17 protein-coding genes are annotated in these 18,090 nt (G+C 54.6%); 11 read left to right on the top strand and 6 right to left on the bottom strand.

Going from position 1 to position 18,090, the window contains the following annotated elements; translation table 11 throughout:
• Positions 1-70: 70 nt before the first annotated feature.
• The 3 genes from B195_RS09425 (at position 71) to umoC (ending at position 2,281) form a co-directional block, all read left to right on the top strand.
• Positions 71-766 (top strand): IclR family transcriptional regulator, encoded by a 696-nt coding sequence (locus B195_RS09425; protein WP_003447676.1) that lies wholly within the window; start codon positions 71-73, stop codon positions 764-766.
• A 294-nt stretch (positions 767-1,060) separates the two neighbouring features.
• Positions 1,061-1,402 (top strand): hypothetical protein, encoded by a 342-nt coding sequence (locus B195_RS09420; RefSeq protein ID WP_003447675.1) that lies wholly within the window; start codon positions 1,061-1,063, stop codon positions 1,400-1,402.
• Between the two features lie 369 nt (positions 1,403-1,771).
• Complete coding sequence (umoC, locus tag B195_RS09410) at positions 1,772-2,281, top strand: lysozyme inhibitor LprI family protein (RefSeq protein ID WP_003447664.1); 510 nt, start codon at positions 1,772-1,774, stop codon at positions 2,279-2,281.
• 221 nt (positions 2,282-2,502) lie between these two features.
• Here umoC and B195_RS09405 read toward each other — a convergent pair whose 3' ends face one another.
• Together B195_RS09405 and B195_RS09400 are read right to left on the bottom strand one after the other, a co-directional pair.
• A complete protein-coding gene (locus B195_RS09405) occupies positions 2,503-4,206 on the bottom strand; it encodes a penicillin-binding protein 2 (RefSeq protein WP_238143957.1) in 1,704 nt (567 codons plus the stop codon).
• A gap of 243 nt (positions 4,207-4,449) precedes the next feature.
• Complete coding sequence (locus tag B195_RS09400) at positions 4,450-5,343, bottom strand: LysR substrate-binding domain-containing protein (protein ID WP_003447660.1); 894 nt, start codon at positions 5,341-5,343, stop codon at positions 4,450-4,452.
• A gap of 109 nt (positions 5,344-5,452) precedes the next feature.
• On the opposite strand from B195_RS09400, the gene phnD reads away from it, so the two are divergent.
• From phnD to B195_RS09375, 5 genes are all read left to right on the top strand, one after another.
• Positions 5,453-6,322: a phosphonate ABC transporter substrate-binding protein gene (phnD, locus tag B195_RS09395; RefSeq protein WP_083912812.1), complete on the top strand. Its 870-nt coding sequence runs from the start codon at positions 5,453-5,455 to the stop codon at positions 6,320-6,322.
• A 14-nt stretch (positions 6,323-6,336) separates the two neighbouring features.
• On the top strand, positions 6,337-7,122 hold the full coding sequence (gene phnC, locus B195_RS09390; protein WP_238143964.1) for a phosphonate ABC transporter ATP-binding protein: 786 nt from the start codon (positions 6,337-6,339) through the stop codon (positions 7,120-7,122).
• A complete protein-coding gene (gene phnE, locus B195_RS09385) occupies positions 7,119-7,937 on the top strand; it encodes a phosphonate ABC transporter, permease protein PhnE (protein WP_003447654.1) in 819 nt (272 codons plus the stop codon). The genes phnC and phnE overlap by 4 nt, the downstream gene beginning before the upstream one ends.
• A 136-nt stretch (positions 7,938-8,073) precedes the next feature.
• Complete coding sequence (gene psrA, locus B195_RS09380; RefSeq protein WP_003447652.1) at positions 8,074-9,252, top strand: iron-containing alcohol dehydrogenase PsrA; 1,179 nt, start codon at positions 8,074-8,076, stop codon at positions 9,250-9,252.
• Between the two features lie 332 nt (positions 9,253-9,584).
• Positions 9,585-10,154, top strand: a complete 570-nt coding sequence (locus tag B195_RS09375) for a YceI family protein (RefSeq protein ID WP_003447651.1) — start codon at positions 9,585-9,587, stop codon at positions 10,152-10,154.
• 128 nt (positions 10,155-10,282) lie between these two features.
• Here the strand turns inward: B195_RS09375 and B195_RS09370 are convergent, their stop codons facing one another.
• The 3 genes from B195_RS09370 to B195_RS09360 all read right to left on the bottom strand — a co-directional run bounded on the left by B195_RS09370 (position 10,283) and on the right by B195_RS09360 (position 12,480).
• Positions 10,283-11,329 carry an alpha/beta fold hydrolase gene (locus B195_RS09370; protein ID WP_003447649.1) on the bottom strand — a complete coding sequence of 349 codons (1,047 nt, stop codon included), beginning with the start codon at positions 11,327-11,329 and terminating at the stop codon, positions 10,283-10,285.
• A gap of 259 nt (positions 11,330-11,588) precedes the next feature.
• The gene (locus B195_RS09365; protein WP_003447647.1) at positions 11,589-11,861 is read right to left on the bottom strand and encodes a hypothetical protein; all 273 of its coding nucleotides are present in this window, start codon (positions 11,859-11,861) and stop codon (positions 11,589-11,591) included.
• A 121-nt stretch (positions 11,862-11,982) separates the two neighbouring features.
• Positions 11,983-12,480, bottom strand: a complete 498-nt coding sequence (locus B195_RS09360; protein ID WP_100917154.1) for a hypothetical protein — start codon at positions 12,478-12,480, stop codon at positions 11,983-11,985.
• 414 nt (positions 12,481-12,894) lie between these two features.
• Between B195_RS09360 and B195_RS09355 the strand changes: the two genes are divergently transcribed.
• The 3 genes from B195_RS09355 (at position 12,895) to B195_RS09345 (ending at position 16,422) form a co-directional block, all read left to right on the top strand.
• On the top strand, positions 12,895-14,376 hold the full coding sequence (locus tag B195_RS09355; protein ID WP_003447642.1) for an MBL fold metallo-hydrolase: 1,482 nt from the start codon (positions 12,895-12,897) through the stop codon (positions 14,374-14,376).
• 39 nt (positions 14,377-14,415) lie between these two features.
• On the top strand, positions 14,416-15,795 hold the full coding sequence (locus tag B195_RS09350) for a DUF1329 domain-containing protein (protein WP_003447641.1): 1,380 nt from the start codon (positions 14,416-14,418) through the stop codon (positions 15,793-15,795).
• Positions 15,796-15,990: 195 nt separating this feature from the next.
• Positions 15,991-16,422 carry a GFA family protein gene (locus B195_RS09345; protein WP_003447639.1) on the top strand — a complete coding sequence of 144 codons (432 nt, stop codon included), beginning with the start codon at positions 15,991-15,993 and terminating at the stop codon, positions 16,420-16,422.
• Positions 16,423-16,747: 325 nt separating this feature from the next.
• On the opposite strand, the gene B195_RS09340 is transcribed toward B195_RS09345, so the two are convergent.
• Entirely contained in the window at positions 16,748-18,046 is a 1,299-nt protein-coding gene (locus B195_RS09340; protein ID WP_238143956.1) for a hypothetical protein, read from the bottom strand.
• Between the last annotated feature and the right edge of the window lie 44 nt (positions 18,047-18,090).

Raw genomic sequence — 18,090 nt, 5'->3', positions numbered from 1 at the left:
TGTGTACTAATATAGAAAATTAGCATATGCCGTTCTTTTGTTTGCGTCAAAGAACCTGGAGCGTCCTCCTATGGAAAAGAGCAAGAACACCCTGCAAACCCTCGATCGAGGGCTTCAGGCTTTAAGCATCATTGCTCAACAGGACAGCGGTATATCCATCGCCGAACTGGCCGCTCGCCTTGAGGTGCATCGGGCCATTGCCTATCGAATCGTGACCACGCTGGAGGATCACTTTCTGATCAGTCGCGGGGCTGAAGGTGTTATCCGTCTTGGCGCTGGAGCAACTCTCCTTGCAGCTCGCTTCGAACCCCGGTTGAGGGCTGTAGCACAGCAACCGCTGTTCGACCTGGCCAAACAGTCTCAAGCCAGTGCTTTCATTTCCGTTACTCAGGGCAATGAATGCATGGTGATCATGGTTGCCGACCCCGAAGAGTCGTTGATGCGCGTCGGGTATCGAATCGGTAGCCGCCACCCTCTTCACCAGGGCGCGGCCGGGATTGCGATTCTTTCTGGCCGCAAGGCGCATCCCGAAGACTCGGAGGCCGTCATACAGGGGCGTGAGCTGGGCTATAGCCTGACTCACGGTCAATTGCAGCCCGGGGCCATTGGCGTGGCGAGCCCGATCAGTCGCCCTCACAACCAGCATTTTTTTGAAGCCTGCGTGGGTGTTGTTGCCTTGAACTCGCTGGATCTGGATATCGCCACTCAAGCTGTACCTGAAGCGGCGGCGATCATTAGTCAATTGCTCGGTGCTGCCACGGCATAAGCTGCACAGACGTAACTCGGCAAGGCCGCGCCACGGTCTGTCAGAGAACGCTTCTAGCCGTAAGCAGTCCTGCGTGAAAGGCTACTTGCGGCCAACAGAAGACGTTCGCAAAGCCGTAGAAGCGCGCTGGCTAAATCCTTACACTTGAAGCCAGCTACAACAGCGTCCCCACCCAACCGGCCCAACGAACTTGAACTGGCGGTGGCGCGTTTCAGAATGCAACGCGTGCCCGATACTCTTTGAGCAGTTGTTGAGACGAACTGTGCTTGATTGATCCTTCTTGAGGCAGTGAACATGCAAAAATTATGGATGCGCTACTCGCAATTGCTCGACAAGGATCTCAATGCCAAGATCTTCGACAATTTCAAAAATATGGTTCTGTGCGCGCTTCTGTTTGCAGCGGGTACGAACGCTTTGCACAGTGATCACAAGCTCTTTATGAGCATCACGGCCACCAACATGGCTGGGTGGGGGGTGATCACCATATCTGGAATACTCATGCTGCTGAACGTCAGTGATGGTATTCGCCGCCTGGCCCAACTGCGCTACCACCTCGTCTTTCAGCTTTTGATAGTGCTCGTCTATATATTGATTTCCGCACGGGTGGTGGAAATGGTCTGGAGCTACCGCGCGTAACGGATGGAGCTCTCCCGGCCCCGAGATTTGAAGTGCAGCACACTGCTGTGTGGGTGGCTGATTAAATCCAAGGGCCCCCTCGCAACATCAAGAGCCAGAGCAGATTCAACTCTGCCCCTCTCTGCGACCATGGTTGACCCAAAGGCTGACCCTGCCACTTCAGTCCGCCCATCCAATGATGCTTCACCCTGATTTGCAATTCCCGGCATCTCCCCCCGACCTTTATGAACAGTTTGCCCAAGATGCAGTCAAACAGGCCTTGGGCTGTGAACGCCATTAGAGCTAGTCTTGCAGACGCAGTACGCAATTGGCCAAGCATCAAAAGTTGTTTCTTGCCCCTCGAAAAACGCCTTCCAAAGGATAGATAAATTGAGAAAACTCATTTCGGTGGTTGCTGTAGCGACTACATTTGCCATGGGTACTGCACTCGCTCAAGCCCCCGCGAAACCAGATGTAAACCCAATCGCAAATAGCGCTATCAATACCGCAGTTGCGCCTGGTACTGCCGCAGCAAAAATTGCAGTGGCCAACGATGCTCAAACCGGAGCACTGAACGAATGCAACAACTCCATTGGCGATCAGCCCCGGACAGCGTTGCAAAGCTGCCTTGAGGGCAAGACTCGCGAAATCACTTCACAAATGAATATCGCCTACAAAAAGCTGGAAGCTCAAACAAAAGAAATCGATTCGAGCGCGACGGCCAAAGCCCTTGAATCGCTGCTCGCCTCTCAGAAGGCCTTTGAAAAATTCAAGGATGCACAGTGCCAATGGGAAAGTGATTCCATGATGGGAGGATCGGGCTCTGGAGATATTTTAAGTGCTTGCAAAGTCGATTTGATGCGCTGGAGAACGAAGCAACTTTCCGAGCCAGGGGCGTAGTCAAGCTCACAGGTCGTGAGCCACTCCATGCGGGCATGGCCAGTATCGCAGTCAAGGCTCAACTCAATCCATCTGCAGTCAGGTGACTGTCAATACTGGTCCAGGGCAAATAAACCGCATTCAATCAAGGGCAGTAGCAACTGGTCACACTCAGTTTTGCCAAAAGCGGCAGTCGTACGGGGTATTAAAGCCGACCCTGACTGCCGCAACAGAGACAGCGCCTACTGAACGATTGGGGCCAGTGCTGCTGGAAAGACTTCACTTGCATTGCCAGGTATATTCCTGACCCGAAGCACATCTTCAATTATTTCCTTGAAAATCGGCGCTGCAATAGCGCCCCCAAAGTAACCATTGGCAGTTGGCTCATCCACGACTACAGCCATAATGAATTCAGGCGCGTTGGCCGGAGCGATCCCTACGAACATGGCTCTATATTCATTACTTTTATATCCACCGCTGGATGCCTTGCGTGAAGTCCCGCTTTTACCCGCAATGACATAACCTTCGATTGCTGCGCGCTTTCCACCTGCTCCGGGTCCATCCACGGCATGTACCATCATGTCCAGAATGTTGTTGGCGACCTCCGGGCTTATGACATTGCGTGGCGGCTGCTTCTCACCCTTGATTAACGATAGCGGTATAAGATCCCCATCATTGGCAAATACGGTATAGGCTTGAACCAGTTGCGCCAGGTTGACCGACAAACTATACCCGTATGAGAGACTCGCCGTAGCGATATCTGACCATACCCTCCTGACGGGAACTGTCCCAATACTTTCCCCTGGAAAGTAAATCGCAGTATTGTTTCCGAACCCCAGATCAGTAAGCAATTGCGAAATCACTGCTCCTCCTGTCGGAATAGCAACCTTGCTCATGCCGACATTTGAAGAGCGACGGATGATTCCCGCCAAGTCCAACTGGCTGTCTCTGCCTACATCCCGAATGGTATATCCATTGATTTTTATGTAACCCGGCGCTATTGGGATAATGGCATTTTTGTCAATTATATTGGCTGTGAGAACGGCGGCCATACTGAATGGTTTTATTACCGAGCCTGGCTCATACACATCAGTAAACACACGATTTCGAATACGCTCCGCGTTGAAACCTCTACGTGCGTTTGGATTGAAGGAAGGCATCGTAGACAGTGCCAGTATTTCTCCTGTTCTGGCGTGTATGAGAATTGCACTTGCCGACCTGGCTGCATTGTTCTTTACCCCTTTGAGCAAAGCTTTTTCAACATAATATTGAAGTGTCGAGTCAATTGTTAAATGCAGATTTTCTCCGGGGGTAACGGGCTTGTGCACCAGGATCTCACGGGTGACTCGCTTGTGTAAGTTCAAGGTGCGTTCTTCCAGGCCAGGCTTGCCAGAAAGCTTTTGGTTGTACATCAATTCGATGCCTTCGATACCCTGCTGGTCAATATTAGTGAAGCCTAATGTCTGGGCAAGCATCGACGTTTGAGGGTAAAACCTTTTGTATTCCTGGCGCTCATAAACACCTGGAATAGATAACTTCATGATCTTGTTCGCGCGCTCAGGATTAATTCTTCGGGCAAAATAGGCAAAAGATTTACCTTGTTCATTCAATGTTAACGCCCTGATCCGCGAGGCATCAATATCAAGCTGTTCATCCAGGATGACTGCCTGCCGATTCGTTGGGGCAAACTGCCTGGGATTTACCCATAAGGTACTCACGGGTGTGGAAACTGCCAGGGGCTGATTAAACCTGTCAAATATAGTACCGCGTACGGGAGCTGTTTCAATCAACCGCATTGAGCGTTTACGACCCTCATTGCTCAAGAACTCATGAGAAAAAACCATGAGGTAAGTTATTTTGGCCGCAAGCGCCATTGAGAGGAAACAAAAGATAGCGATCACGATGGTAAATCGTGGATTTGTTGCTAGGGAACTCACGCTGTACATCCTGATTTATACGTTCAAAACAAAACCACCCTAACTAAATTATTATCATCCTGCTTTGTAATATTAAGAAACATCATTGCGTGAGCGATTGATCTCCAGTGTATTCGGTGGAAAATCTGGCTGAGAGATTTAGCACCACTGGATAGTTATCATTGGCGCGACTGTTGGCAAAACAAGCTCCTTGCCAGGTTTTACTAATTCTCCTGATTTGCCTGGCCCCTCCAATCGGCCAATCGCGGACTTTCAATATTCGCCAGCCGAATGTGAGTCGTTCACCTGCGCCGAAAGAACCACATCAAAAAACGATGTAATGAGTCGACTGGAGCGACGCTCGGCCAGGCAATAAAGATAGGTTTCGGTGTAGAGCGGATCGCCCTCGATGCGGATCGTGCGAATACGGGGATCGGCGATGAACTCCGCTTCGGATACCACCCCCAGCCCGATCCCACGCACCACAGCTTCGCGCAATGCCTCGCGGCTGCCGATTTCCATGGCGATGCGGGGCACAACTTGTGCCGCCAACAAGGCCTGTTCCAGGACCAGACGAGTAGTGGAACCAGGCTCCCGTTGCAGTAGCCGCTGGCCGTCCAGTTCCTCGAGTCGTACTGACTCGCGTTTTGCGAAAGGATGCTCATGGTGGGCAAACAGGATGATGGCGTGACGTGCGTAATGCACGGCGCAGAGTCCTGGATCTTCGTGCCATCCGGCCAATACCGCAATATCGGTCACGTAACTCTCAAGATCGGCCAGCACCTGCGCCGAGTTGCCAACCCGTATCGAAACATCGATACGCGGATGCTGCTGAAAATAATTGTCGACCATCTCGATCACATGAAAAGGCCCCACCGCCCCTATCTTGAGCTGGCCACTGTCAAGCCGCCCGGAGTCACGCAGCAAGTTGTGCGCGTCCAGATCCAGCGCAGCCATCGCTTGAGCAATGGGCAGTAATTGCCGGCCGACATCGGACAACTCAATGCGCCGCCCGCGACGGTGAAACAGCTCCAGATTGTATTGCCGCTCCATGCTCTGGACTTGTGTGGTGAGCGTCGGCTGGCTGAGCCCAAGGGCCCGTGCGCCGGCACTGAAACTTCCGTGACGTGCCACGGCGAGGAAGGCACGCATCCTGGCGGTCGACATCCATAGACTCCATCAATACTTAGCTGCGAAAACCTATATTGAATTGATCGTATGACTGTCACGTGACATTTCTAGCCTGAGGTCACTCCAACCAATCGCCTGGAATGCCATGAATAATTTCTCCGGATTTTTGCGTGTCGCCGCTATTGCCTGCCTCTCCATAAGCGCTGTCTGCCAAGCAGGAGCGAACGAGAAATTGAGAATTGGCCTGATCCCGTCGGAAGACTCCCAGGCGATGATCGAGTCGAGCAAGCAAGTGCTCAGCAGCCTTGAAGCCAAACTGGGCATGCCCGTCGAACCCTTTGTCGCCACGGACTACAACGGCATCATCGAAGCGCTGCGTGCAGGCAAACTGGATGTGGCCTACCTCGGCCCTTTCTCCTATGTTCTGGCAACGTCGGTAGCAGAGGTCGAAGCGTTCGCAGTAGCCGTCACCAAAAAAACCGGGCAAAGCGCCTACAAGAGCCTGATCCTTGCGCGCAAGGACAGCGGCATTCAGCAATTGTCCGATCTGAAAAATCACACCTTCGCGTTTGTCGACCCCAGCTCTGCTTCTGGCCATCTGTTCCCCAAAGCCGGGCTGGAACAGGCCGGTTTTGATCCCGCAACATTGTTTTCGCGAGTGGTGTTCTCCGGTTCCCATGACGCAAGCATCCTCGCTGTAGCCAACGGCAAGGTAGATGCTGGCGCCGTCGCCGACCGCATTCTGACCAACGCCGTGGCCAGAGGACTGGTGAAGCAGGATGACTTCCAGGTGGTGTGGAGTTCGCGTCCGATCCCGGAGTCTCCAATGGTCTGGCGGCAAAACCTCGACCCGGCACTCAAGAAAAAAGTCGCTGCCGCCCTGGCTTCGGTGAAGGACGTGCCTTGGGGTGACCAGGGCCAACTGGATGGCTTCCAGCCCACTACCGATGCGGCTTACGACGTCGTCCGCGAAACCGCCAAGGTGCTCAATCTCGATTTGCGGAGGCTCAAATGATCAGCATCCGCTAACTGACCAAGCACTACGGCCCAAACCCGGTTCTACGCGGGATCGACCTGGAGGTGGCAGCAGGAGAATTCGTGGTGGTGCTGGGCCAGTCCGGTGCGGGTAAATCTACTTTGCTGCGGTGTATCAACCGACTGGTCCAGGCCGATTCCGGAACACTCTCAGTGGCAGGCATTGACGCACTGGCCTGCCGCGACACCAGCGTTCTGCGACGTCAGGCGGCAATGATTTTTCAGCACCACAACGTCGTACCGCGTCTGAGCGTACTGAAGAATGTACTCACCGGATGCCTGGGCGCGGTGTCAACGCTCACCTCCATCATGCAGTTGTTTCGGCGCGAGGACGTGGCGCTGGCCATGCAATGCCTGGAGCGCGTCGAGCTGGCGCACAAAGCCCGCGAACGGACCGATTCGCTCTCCGGGGGGCAGATGCAACGCGTGGGCATCGCACGTGCCCTGGCGCAACGCCCAAAAGTGATTCTGGCCGACGAGCCGGTGGCCAGTCTCGACCCGAAGACTGCGCGCCTGGTGCTGCAATATTTGCGCGACGCCACGCGGGAGCTGGGTATCACGGTGTTGTGCAACCTGCACCAAGTCGATTACGCCCGGGAGTTTGGAGACCGGATCGTAGGCCTGGCCCACGGAAAACTGGTGTATGACGGTAGCGCTTGCAGCATGACCGAAGACGACTTGCAGCGCATATACCCCGGCCAGACAACGGCCCCCCAGGGCGCCACTGCGAGAGCGGACGAACTGATAACCCCCGTCGCGCAAGTGAGGGCTCAAGCATGAAACAGCAAAGTTATCTGTGGACCGTGAGCCTGCCTCGCGGACCGCGTGGGTGGCTGTCCACTGGCGCAATCGTGCTGGCGGTCATTCTGACACTGCACTGGAGTGCCACTGGCGCGCAATTAAGCGTGGCTGAACTGGCGGCAGGGTTGCCACAAATTGGTGATTTCCTTGCACGCACCGTCCCACCCGACCTGAGCATTGTTCCTCGACTGTTTGCCCCTGCCGTGGAGACGCTGCAAATTGCCATTTGGGGCACATTGCTCGGCGTGTTGATGGCCATTCCGCTGTCATTTCTTGCGGCCCGCAATCTGAACAAAAACCGGTTGGTGTTCCACGCGATCCGGCAATTTCTTAATTTCACTCGCAGCATAAATGAGCTGATTCTGGCCCTGATATTTGTCTCGGCGGTAGGCCTTGGGCCCTTCCCCGGCGTGCTGGCGCTGGCGTTGCATGGCCTGGGCATGCTTGGAAAATTCTTTGCCGAGAGTATCGAGGAGATCGACCAAGGCCCGATTGAAGCACTCCAGGCCACCGGCGCACGGCCCTTGCAGGTCATCGTTTTCGGGGTACTGCCGCAGGTCATCACGGCCTGGATTGCAGTGGTCCTTTACCGCTTCGAAGTCAATTTACGCTCGGCGACCGTACTCGGCATGGTGGGTGCAGGGGGGCTTGGTTTTGAGCTGGTGAGCAGCCTGAAACTGTTCAAGTATCAGGAGACTGCCACCTGCATCATCGTCATCACGCTGATGGTGATCGTCGCTGATGCGGTGTCGGGTCGATTGCGCAACGCGATCCAGCGTGGCGCTCACAACTGAACATCCCTGCCCCAGGCACTCACATTGAATCAAGTATCGGTTCTGCCGATTAATGCCTGCGAATTATCGATTTGAGCTGTTGGAGAAGCCCCCCGAGTATGGGGCCACTTCCAACAACAAAAATAAAGGACCCGCCATGATTGCCCGATTCCACAATCCCGTTGATACACGATTCGGCTGGGGCAGCCTGCTTGAGCTTGCCGACATCACTGAAAACCAGAAAGTCGCGCTAGTGACCTTTCCCGAAGCGCGCGGGCTGGGATTGGTTGATCGCATTCAGGATCTGCTGGGCGACCGTCTGGTGTATGTGATTGAAGATGTCCAGCCTAATCCTGACGTGGCCCGGCTACGGGACACCTATGAGCGATTCTGGCAGCAAGCCGGCGATTGCCATGCGGTCATCGCAGTAGGCGGCGGCAGTGCCATCGACACCGCCAAGGCGTTGATCGTGGGCACTGAATCGGGGCACTTTGATGAATTGCTCGCATTGCTGGCAACCGGCAAACCCTTCGTCCCGGCGCGCAGCAAAATACTGATCGCGGCGCCCACCACGGCGGGTACCGGCAGCGAGGTGACGCCCTGGGCGACGATCTGGGATTCGGCCAGCCATAAAAAATACTCGCTGCACCTTGAATGCACCTGGCCGAAAGTCGCGATTATCGACCCGCAACTGATGCTGACCGTGCCTGGCGGCGTCACCGTTTCTACCGGGCTGGATGCCTTGTCCCATGCGCTGGAGTCGGTCTGGAACATCAATGCCAATCCGGTTTCCGACACCTTCGCCATCTCCGCCATTGCGGACATTTTCGAATGCCTGCCGCAGCTGCATCGTGATCTCACCAACAAAGAACTGCGTTCGCGCATGGCACTGGCCGCACTCAAGGCAGGACTGGCGTTTTCCAACACCAAAACCGCCCTTGCCCACTCGATCTCTTACGAGATGACGCTGCAATACGGCCTGGCACATGGCATTGCCTGCTCCTTTACATTGCCGCTGGTGCTGGGCCTGGCCTGGGGTCGCGACGCAGCGCGCGACCGTACTCTGCAACGAATTTTCGGCAACGACCTGGACAAAGCTCAGGATCAGTTGCGCGAATTCCTGCATAGCCTGGGCGTGAAAACGGAATTTTCCGACTATGGCGTAACGGCGGAGCAAGCCGAGCAAATGATTCTGTGCGCCATGCAGGGCGCAAGGGGCAAAAACTTTATCGGCTCTCAAGCCGCCTGGCCCCTGCCAACACTCGACAAGTACTGTCAGCGGCATGACGAGCCGCGACGATTTCCTGCTGCCCTCGTAAAAGAGAGCGGCCGCTAATTGACAGTGGCCGCCCCCGGACAGCAGCAACCAAAAGCAGCAAGCGAGGTGCGTCATGCTCGACGCCCCTCCTTCTCCCCGGCGCCATTGGCTGCCACTCGTTACTTAGGGCTTCGGGGCCTGAGTGTTTAAAACGCTTTCTCGAACACTGCTAAGATTCCTGAAGGGCGCATTCCGAGGATAGCGTCACCTCTGCCAAAACCCGGCAGGCGTTGGTACGCAGCCAGGTAAAAGTTGAGCCCTCTGCGGGTTGCAACAAACGGCCAGTCTTTGCTTCACCTCAGCTACTGCCACACCTTTCGACCCATAAAGGGCCGGTCCTGGAGAGTGCAATGAGCCCTCGATCTCTACGTACCACCGCACTGGCTGTCACTTTTACCCTCGGCTTTTTTCCCGGAGCTGATGCCGTCGAATACACCCACGTCAATCCCGCCGCCAGCACCATAAGTTTTACCTACCACCAGATGGGCTCGAAGGTGTATGGCACGTTTGGCAAGTTTGTCGGGACCCTCGGTTTCGACACCGAACACCCCGAGGCGGCTCAGGCCAAACTGACCATCTACCTCGACAGCATCGACGCCGGCAGCGAAGACGCCAACACTGAATTGCAAAAGCCTGCCTGGTTCGACACCACTGCTTATCCAGTGGCGACCTTTGAGTCGACGCGCATTAAAGACCTGGGCAACAACCGCTACCAGATCATTGGCAACCTTACACTCAGGGGCCTTACCAGGGAGGTAACAGTGCCGATGCTTCTGAAATCAGAGCGAAGCATCGGCATTTTCGACGCAGAGCTGGTGCTCAAACGCAGTGATTTCAACGTCGGGGCTGGCGAGTGGTCTGACAGTCTGGTTTCCAACGATATAGACATACAGTTTCGGATGGTTGCGCCGGAACATTGATTCGACTGCGGCCTGAGTCTCAGGCTCGCGTTCTTCAAGTCAATATCCCTTGATTTGTGGTGGCTGGCGTCCGGTCTCTGCTGCCCTCATCACCGGCAGTATCAACTGCCTGCAATGAGGGCAATCCTTCAGCCTGCTTTTTGCCAGGCGCATATATCCAGGGTTGCGCCCCGGGAGATTTTTTGTTGCGCCACCTCTTCAGGCAGCAAGAGTGACTGCCCCTGATCACAGATCAGCAGGCGCTTACCCTGATAAGCGATGTCGCTGAGAATCTGGCCCCAGTGCCGGTACTGCACGTCATGCCCCTCCCCCGGATAAGCGCGTACGGCAGCAATGTTTGAATAATGCCCGGCCCAGAAATCCTTGTGCTCCATGGGCACTACGCTATCGGCGGTGCCCGCATAAATGAACACCGGTGACTTGACTGCCGCCCCGGAAGCCACCGGTTGCTCGCAATACAGGCGCCACTCATGCAACAGAGGTTTCACGTCCTGGGTGCCTTTCATGAAGAAGGTGCGCAGACCATCATCGTAGGCCGCATCTTGCCAGCCGCGGATGTGTTTGATTGAACTGTCGGCAGGCATGGCCCACCACTGCGTGGGCACCGTATAAGCCAGGGCAGTCGTCGCCAATTGCTCATCGGACACCTTGCAACGCTCAGCGGGCTTGCCCACCCCCGGCTGGGAATAGGCCGCAGCGTAGTGAATCGAACGCACCCGGGGCGCAAGGTCTGCTCCAATCCGGGCGACATAAGGACCACCACCGGAGATCGCCAGCAAGGAAAATTCATCAACACCCAGATGGTCAAGCAAGGCATGGACATCGGCACTGTAGCTGCCGTAATCGCCTTTCGGATCGAAGGCACTCTGGCCAAAACCGTTACGTTCCAATGTGATGAACCGCAGCTTTAATTGCTCGCGGGTAGAGCGCAGAAAATTGGTCAGTTCCAGGGCTCTTGCACTGGTGCCGTTGCCCCCGACAAACACAACCGCGATCCCGTCTTCAGGGCCCTCGTCGATATAAAACAGCTCTTTTCCCTTGTCCGACCATTGATGCACCGGGGTCGCCATCTGATCAAAATCGCTCTGTACGACAACTGGCTGCTCAGTGCTCGCGAGTGCAGCGCAGACGGTAAAAGGCAGGCAGAGCACAGTGACAAATCGCTTTTTCAACATGACATCCTCTTGTACTTATTATGAAAGCCGAGCCCGACTACAGGCGCGAACACCGCCCCGCAGGGCACGTACTTGCCGCTGCGTCGCACAACGCCGTGATCGGTACCGCCAGCCAGCCGGGCTCCTGCAAGGCACCTTTACTATACGCATCAGGTCCCGGGGGTCTTTGTCGAGAACGGGCCAGCCACCAGAAGTCAGTAACTGGAGCGATAGCAACCGCGCCGGCAAACCTTCCGGGAGCCTGTAACAGAGGGGGGTTTTAAGATTTTTTCCGGCGTAACAGCAAAATTAAAAAGCCGACCACCTGCATCGCGATCACTCCTGCCACCAGTCCCTGTACCCACGGGCCCAGGATGCTCAGCCATTGCAGCACATAGATCAAAAACACTGCCGAAGCGAGGATCCAGCAAATGCTGAGCACACTGCGGATCAGTTTTGGATGGCGTCGATACCATCTGGAAGGGCCTTGTGCTCTGACCCGGGAATCAATCAGGCCCAGCAATTCGAGGATGGCGCAGAGAAAGTCGATCATGTCGTCCTTTAACGCAACGGGGTTGTTTGCGGGGCACGGGAGCCGTCAGGCGGATTAAATATAGCAGCCGGCCGCGCAAAGTCTTTTGCACAGCGTCGGGACTATTTTAATTGCTTGTTTTTTACAGCTTCCTGTACATGAACACCAGCACCAAACCAACTCCCATAAACAACACTGTATAGATGGTTTTCCTCATTGCCCTGGCGTCTGATTCAACCACCTTGATTTGACACTCCCAGAAAGTAAAGCACCGCGGTATACAAAACTCCACACCTTCTATACGACACGCTATAACCCTGCCTTCGTAATGCCTGACCACAATAGCTTTACCAAGATCAGAACCAAACCCCTTGATGAGGCGGGTATAATCAGGCACCGCCGTTAACTTGATCAGCTTGCCACTGTTTTCTTTAACCAGAAACGAGGTCGAATACTGAGAACTGTCCGCATACGCATATAGTGTACCTTCCGTCGTGACTAATACCCTTTCTACCGGCCTTGGTTCATCCCAGTAACAGTACAGATAAAAACTGCTCAGCGAACATGCGATCACAAAGCAATAGCCCGCACCGGTAAGCAATGCACTGGATTTGAAGTTCTTCCAACAGGCGCCAATCACACCACCCCCCGGCCACACAGGCCTCGTAAAAAATCACTCCCGCTCGCTCTGCCCCCGCCCATCATCATGTCTTGAGCACGCCTTGCATAATAGATCAACCTGTCGGCAGCCCTTTGTTTTTCAATGCATCTGCCATCCGTGATCACGACTCACAGAAAAAACTTGCACCGCTGTTTTATAAACAGTCTTTTTTCTGTGACATCCGTCACACTCTGTAGAAATAGCCCTATGACTAATGACGATAATCAATTTCAGGTTATCGGCAATATCATCTAGTCCGCACGGACGATGCTGCCCCTCTTCAAATATTTATAGTCAAGGCCGCCATCCTGTGGCCCGACTTATTTCAATGTCTGCAGTAACTATTGACAGCCATTATTGATTTATTTTATCAATCAAAGGTTATTTATAAACATGCATAACAATTATAAGAAAGCATTACTGGTAATGGGTTTGAGTGTGATCGCGGGGGGGCTGCAGGCTGCGCCTCAAGTGCCAATATCCGCCGCACCGCCAGACCCTAAAGCCATTGAACGGTTTGAACTACGCACCGACCTGATGAAGCAATACCCCAACATATTGAATACCCTGCGCTCCAATCCGAACGCCGGTTTTGGCGGCCCTGTATCCGCGGCCATTGCCAATCATATGTACAGTAGAACCAACCAGGCCGCGATTGACGATGCGCGCTCAAAGCTGACCATAGAGCCACAGGGCAAGGGGACCTGGTTGTTACGCCTGCCCTTTGTCAATGTCGCGGTATTCGAAACGGCCGAGGGCCTGGTGCTGGTCGATAGCGGTTATGCACCCGCAGGGCCGGCTCTGCTTGAGGCGCTGCGCAAGATCAGTGACAAACCGGTTAACACCATTATTATCACCCACCACCATGCCGACCATGCATTTGGTGCCTGGGCGCTACTCGCGGCCGGAGAGAAGCCGCGCATCATTACCACTGACACTTTTCTTTCCGAACTGGCCACTGACATCAGGCTGGTCAACTTCTCCATGGTGCGCCTCAACAACCAGGACCCGCGGGATGTTCCGCGGCGCATGGAAGATACCATCCTGCCCACCGAAACCTTCCACGGCACCAAAACCCTTAGCATTGGCGGCGAAGACTTCGTATTGACCCAGGCCCGCGGAGAGTCTGCCGACCAGCTTTGGGTGAGCGTACCTTCACGCAAAGTGGTGGTCAGCGCCGACTTTTGGCAACCCTTCCTGCTCAATGCCGGCAATGGCAAGCGCCGTCAGCGCCATGTCGCCGAATGGGCACAGGCATTACGCGATATGGCCGCAACCAGACCGCAACGGGTACTGCCCATGCATGGCGCGGCAATGGTCTCTGGCGCTGAAGCTCAAGACAAGCTGCTGGCAGCTGCCCAGATGCTGGATTCGGCTGTCACCCAAGTGGCCAACGGGCTCAATGACGATAAACGTCCAGATGAAATCGTGGATGCCGTCAAGCTGCCTGAAAAACTGCAAGGGCGCACGGACATGGCGCAGACATACAACCGCTTTCAAGACGTTGCAAAAATGGTCTTGAAAGAAGATGGCGGCTGGTGGAATGGCGTGCCTTCGGATTGGTCCCCTGCCCCGCTCTCGGCCTTTGGCAGTGAAATAGTCGACCTGAGCGGCGGAATCGACAAATTGACCGCCCGAATTAGGGTATTGCAGGACGTTAATCCGGCCCTGGCCTGCAAACTGGCAGACATGGCCTACTTTGCGGCACCGGATAATAAAGACGTCCTGCAAGCATCTCTGGATGCGTACTCCAGACGCATTGTGCCAGGCGTTCCCACTCAAGAAGTGACGGTTTACCTGGAACACATGCTCACGCTCAAGCAACGTTTGAAGCATCTGAATAACCCGCCAGACCAGAGTAGCGCATCCCTCTGACCCACCTCTTTTTCAACGCACCAGTTCCTGCAGGTTAAAATGAAAACCAATAAAAAAAATATGGCATTGACCTTATCTTTACTGGCCGGACTCACCGCCTCTTGCACTGCGTTTTCCAAAGTCACACCTGAGGAGGCCGCTCAACTGGGGAAAAATCTTACCTGCCTGGGTGCAGAACGTGCAGGGAACGCTGCCGGCAGCATTCCCGCATTTACCGGCGAGTATGTAGATCAAGTACCGGGCTGGAATCACACCTTGTATTCCGGTGACCAACCCGTAGACCCGTTCAAGGATGAAGTGCCCGTTCTGGTGCTCACTTCAAGCAACTACAAGGAACACGCGGCCAATCTGACCGAGGGCCAGAAAGTCCTGTTCGAGAAATACCCTGACAGCTACAAAATGAACATTTATGCGGGCAAGCGGATCTTTGGAGTACCCGATTATGTCTGCCAGCACGCTCAGTGGAATGCCCTGAACGCCGAACTGGTGAATGACGGAATGGGTATCAAGGGCCTGGGGCAAGTGCCTTTCCCTATTCCTAAAAGCGGCCTGGAATTGCTGTGGAACCATATGCTGATCGCCGGGCCCTGGACCCAGGACATCACCCGTTCAAACGCATCGGTACTGCCTAACGGCAGTATTGGCTGGGGTAAAACCCGTCTTCGCGGCTTGTCACCTGCCAATAATCCGAACGAGCTACCGGTCTCCGAGGGCGTGCGTGCATTTTCCTGGAACTTCACCATGCAGCCACAACGGGATGCAGGTGTCAGCACGGTTTCACAGGACTACTACGACTGGAGCAAACAGGGACGTCTGGCCTGGAGTTATAACCCCGGGACTCGACGGGTTCGACAGTTGCCCGGGTTTGGCTTCGACCAGCCGATGATTGGCACCAATGGCACCATGGTCGTGGATGACGACCGCCTGTTCAACGGCTCGCCTGAACGTTACGAGTGGAAAAACCTGGGTAAAAAAGAGATCTACATCCCGGTCAACGCCTTTCGCGTCAACAGTGGTGCAGTTAAATACAGTGACTTGCTGACCCCCTCTCACCCTGATCCTGACTACCTGCGCTTTGAGCTGCGTCGAGTCTGGGTGCTGGAGGCCAACTTGAAAGAAGGCTATCGCCATTTGTACAGCAAGCGGGTCATTTACCTGGATGAGGATACCTGGGCCGGCACACTGGCGGACAACTACGATGCCCGCGGAAAAATCTGGAAGCACGCCATGATGAATTACTTCCAGCATCCTGACGCCAAGCTGGCGATTTCCGGGGTGCAGTTTTTCTATGACCTGAGTTCGAGGCAGTACACCGCTTACGGGCTGACCAACGAAGAGCGCAAAGGCCCGATCATGAACAATCTTAAGCTGACGGCCGATATGTACACCCCCGATGCATTGAGAGCGAGCGGCCGCTAAGCCTGCTCCCGGCCACAGAGCACTGCCTGCCCGTCGGTAAATGCGGGCATTGGCACTGCTCTTTGTACGCCTGCCAATCACCAGCCGTGAGCGGATTGAAGCTCACCCTTTTCTTGCACCGTCCGGTCAAGGCACTATGCATGGCGACGACTTTCAGTCAGACACCAAGCCGGGATCTTTTTCAGGGACGACGACATGACCAGGGTCTACCAGGGCAGCTGCCTTTGCGCAGCCGTCAGCTATGAACTGCTTACAGCGCCAAAGGCCGTCAGTCATTGCCATTGCAGCCAGTGTCGCAAAGGCCATGGTGCCGCATTCGCGTCTTATGCCAGCGTGCCCCGCAGCGCACTGCGGATACTCAGCGGCAGCACCAGCATCACGGGCTATTGCTCGTCGGCCTCGGTGCTGCGCGAATTCTGCATGCAATGTGGTTCGACCTTGTTCTGGTCACGCTCTGAAGGCCAATTCAGCGAATGGGTCTCCATAGCGCTGGGCACTCTGGACACGCCCTTTACGCCGCCAAAGCAACAACACCTGTATGTCGCTTCTGCCGTTCACTGGTACACACCCTTGCAAACATGCCCCCGGGAACCCATCGACGGGCAGACCGTCAACCAGCCCGAATGACCGGCCAGTGGCGTCAGCTTGGGAACTGCAAAGGTACGAACGGGCCAGCCGGACTGACCCATGGTGGCTACTGCCCGAGTCGCGGCAAATAGATAGCAATACGGATAACAAAGAGGGTCAGGGCGCATCCGGCAGAACTACCGGCTGCGCCCTGACCCCAGGATGCCTGCATCCACAACATACAGGTGGCTTGCTTGACGAGGGCTAAGGAGTGGCGGGGCAAATATGCTCAAGCTATTGCAAGCACCGCGAACGGATCATGATTCGCGAAGGAACAATCCCTTGGGCAAGGGTGACCGCCGCCACTTGATCCCTCTCCGACAAATTAAACTTTATTCAACGTCAAATAATTATGGGTGGACACCAGTCCGAGTCGAAGACGGTGTTCGGTGCCATAAATATCCATCAGGTGGAGCGGCATTATCATTTTATTCGGCACCTGATGCTCGGCCCCGCCCTGTGCCCGATAATAAAATTGATAATTCTGATCAGTGAGAAAATGCCCGATCACAACTTCACCGGCACGAGGGTTGAAGATACGCGGTGTATAATTTGTAAAGGCCGCGGCCAAGAGACTGTACAGCTTAAGAAAGCGGCCATTGTCGCCATACCAATTAGGTGGTTCCTGCATTCGCACGTGGCTTTCGCCAGGATAGGAAATATAGGTAAACGTTGTTTTTGAGCGAGTCACAGGGCCTCGAGATGCCCACATCATCTCGCCCCCTATCGCTCCATCAGCATCGCCCGGGTGAGAAGTGACCGATTTGATTGGCACTTTACGGCCGTTGGGCATGCGGATATTAACGTGTTGTTCAAATGCACGATACTCACCCCCAGAAAACTTATTCGATGTAACCAACGTATCCCTCAGATAACCTGAGCCGTCGGCTTTTCGATCACCAAAGTTCTCGTTCGGCAAAGACGGGAAGCTGACAGGCTCCACCTCGAACGAAGAGTTGAAGCGCCCGCGTTTATCACCCTCACCCAGGTCGTCGGTCACATCGCTGTAGTTGCTGCGAAATACCGTGCCATCACCGTTGGTAATGCGTGCCGCCAATCGGCGCGCAGCGCGGGCGCCGGTTGAAACATAAAAAGTGACGCACTGGTAGCCGCCGGGGCAGTCCGCCAGGATTGCGTCCATCGAAGGAGAGATTAGAGCCGGGCCGAATGATTCAGATGTTTGCTCAATAGGCTCGGAGACTTTCGCGTCTGGATCATCTGCATAATCTGCATCATCAGCGCTGCTGTCACTGGTTTCAAACAGCTGCGGCTGTTCCAGCCTCAGGGATCTGATTGAATCAAGAAAGCCTCGATCCCAGATAAAGCCTCGATGGTGCCATGAACTGGTCCAGTCTCCGGAAAAGTTATCATTATAATCAATCAGGGCCGACGTGTTGTAATCAATCAGTCGAATCTGATCCAGATCACTTTTCGGGATAGTTGCAACATTACCTGCCGCATCTTTCGCCGCCAGACGCACGGTAACGCGTAACTGCTGGCGCTTATTGTTCAGCAGCGGATAACGGGCATTTTGCAGGTGCGCGTCGTTCTCGACAAACACTCGGAAGTACGAAAGCTGTTTCCAATTAGTCGCCTGTGTTGGCGACGAGTCAATAATAGACATGGGTTCATCCTTTATAATGAATAAACTAATTTAAGTAACGGACT

The sequence above is a fragment of the Pseudomonas sp. Lz4W genome, from assembly GCF_000346225.2.
Taxonomy (GTDB): Bacteria; Pseudomonadota; Gammaproteobacteria; order Pseudomonadales; family Pseudomonadaceae; genus Aquipseudomonas; species Aquipseudomonas paraversuta.
Note: the sequence above shows the minus strand (reverse complement) of the source record. Positions and strands in the feature narration are given on the sequence as shown.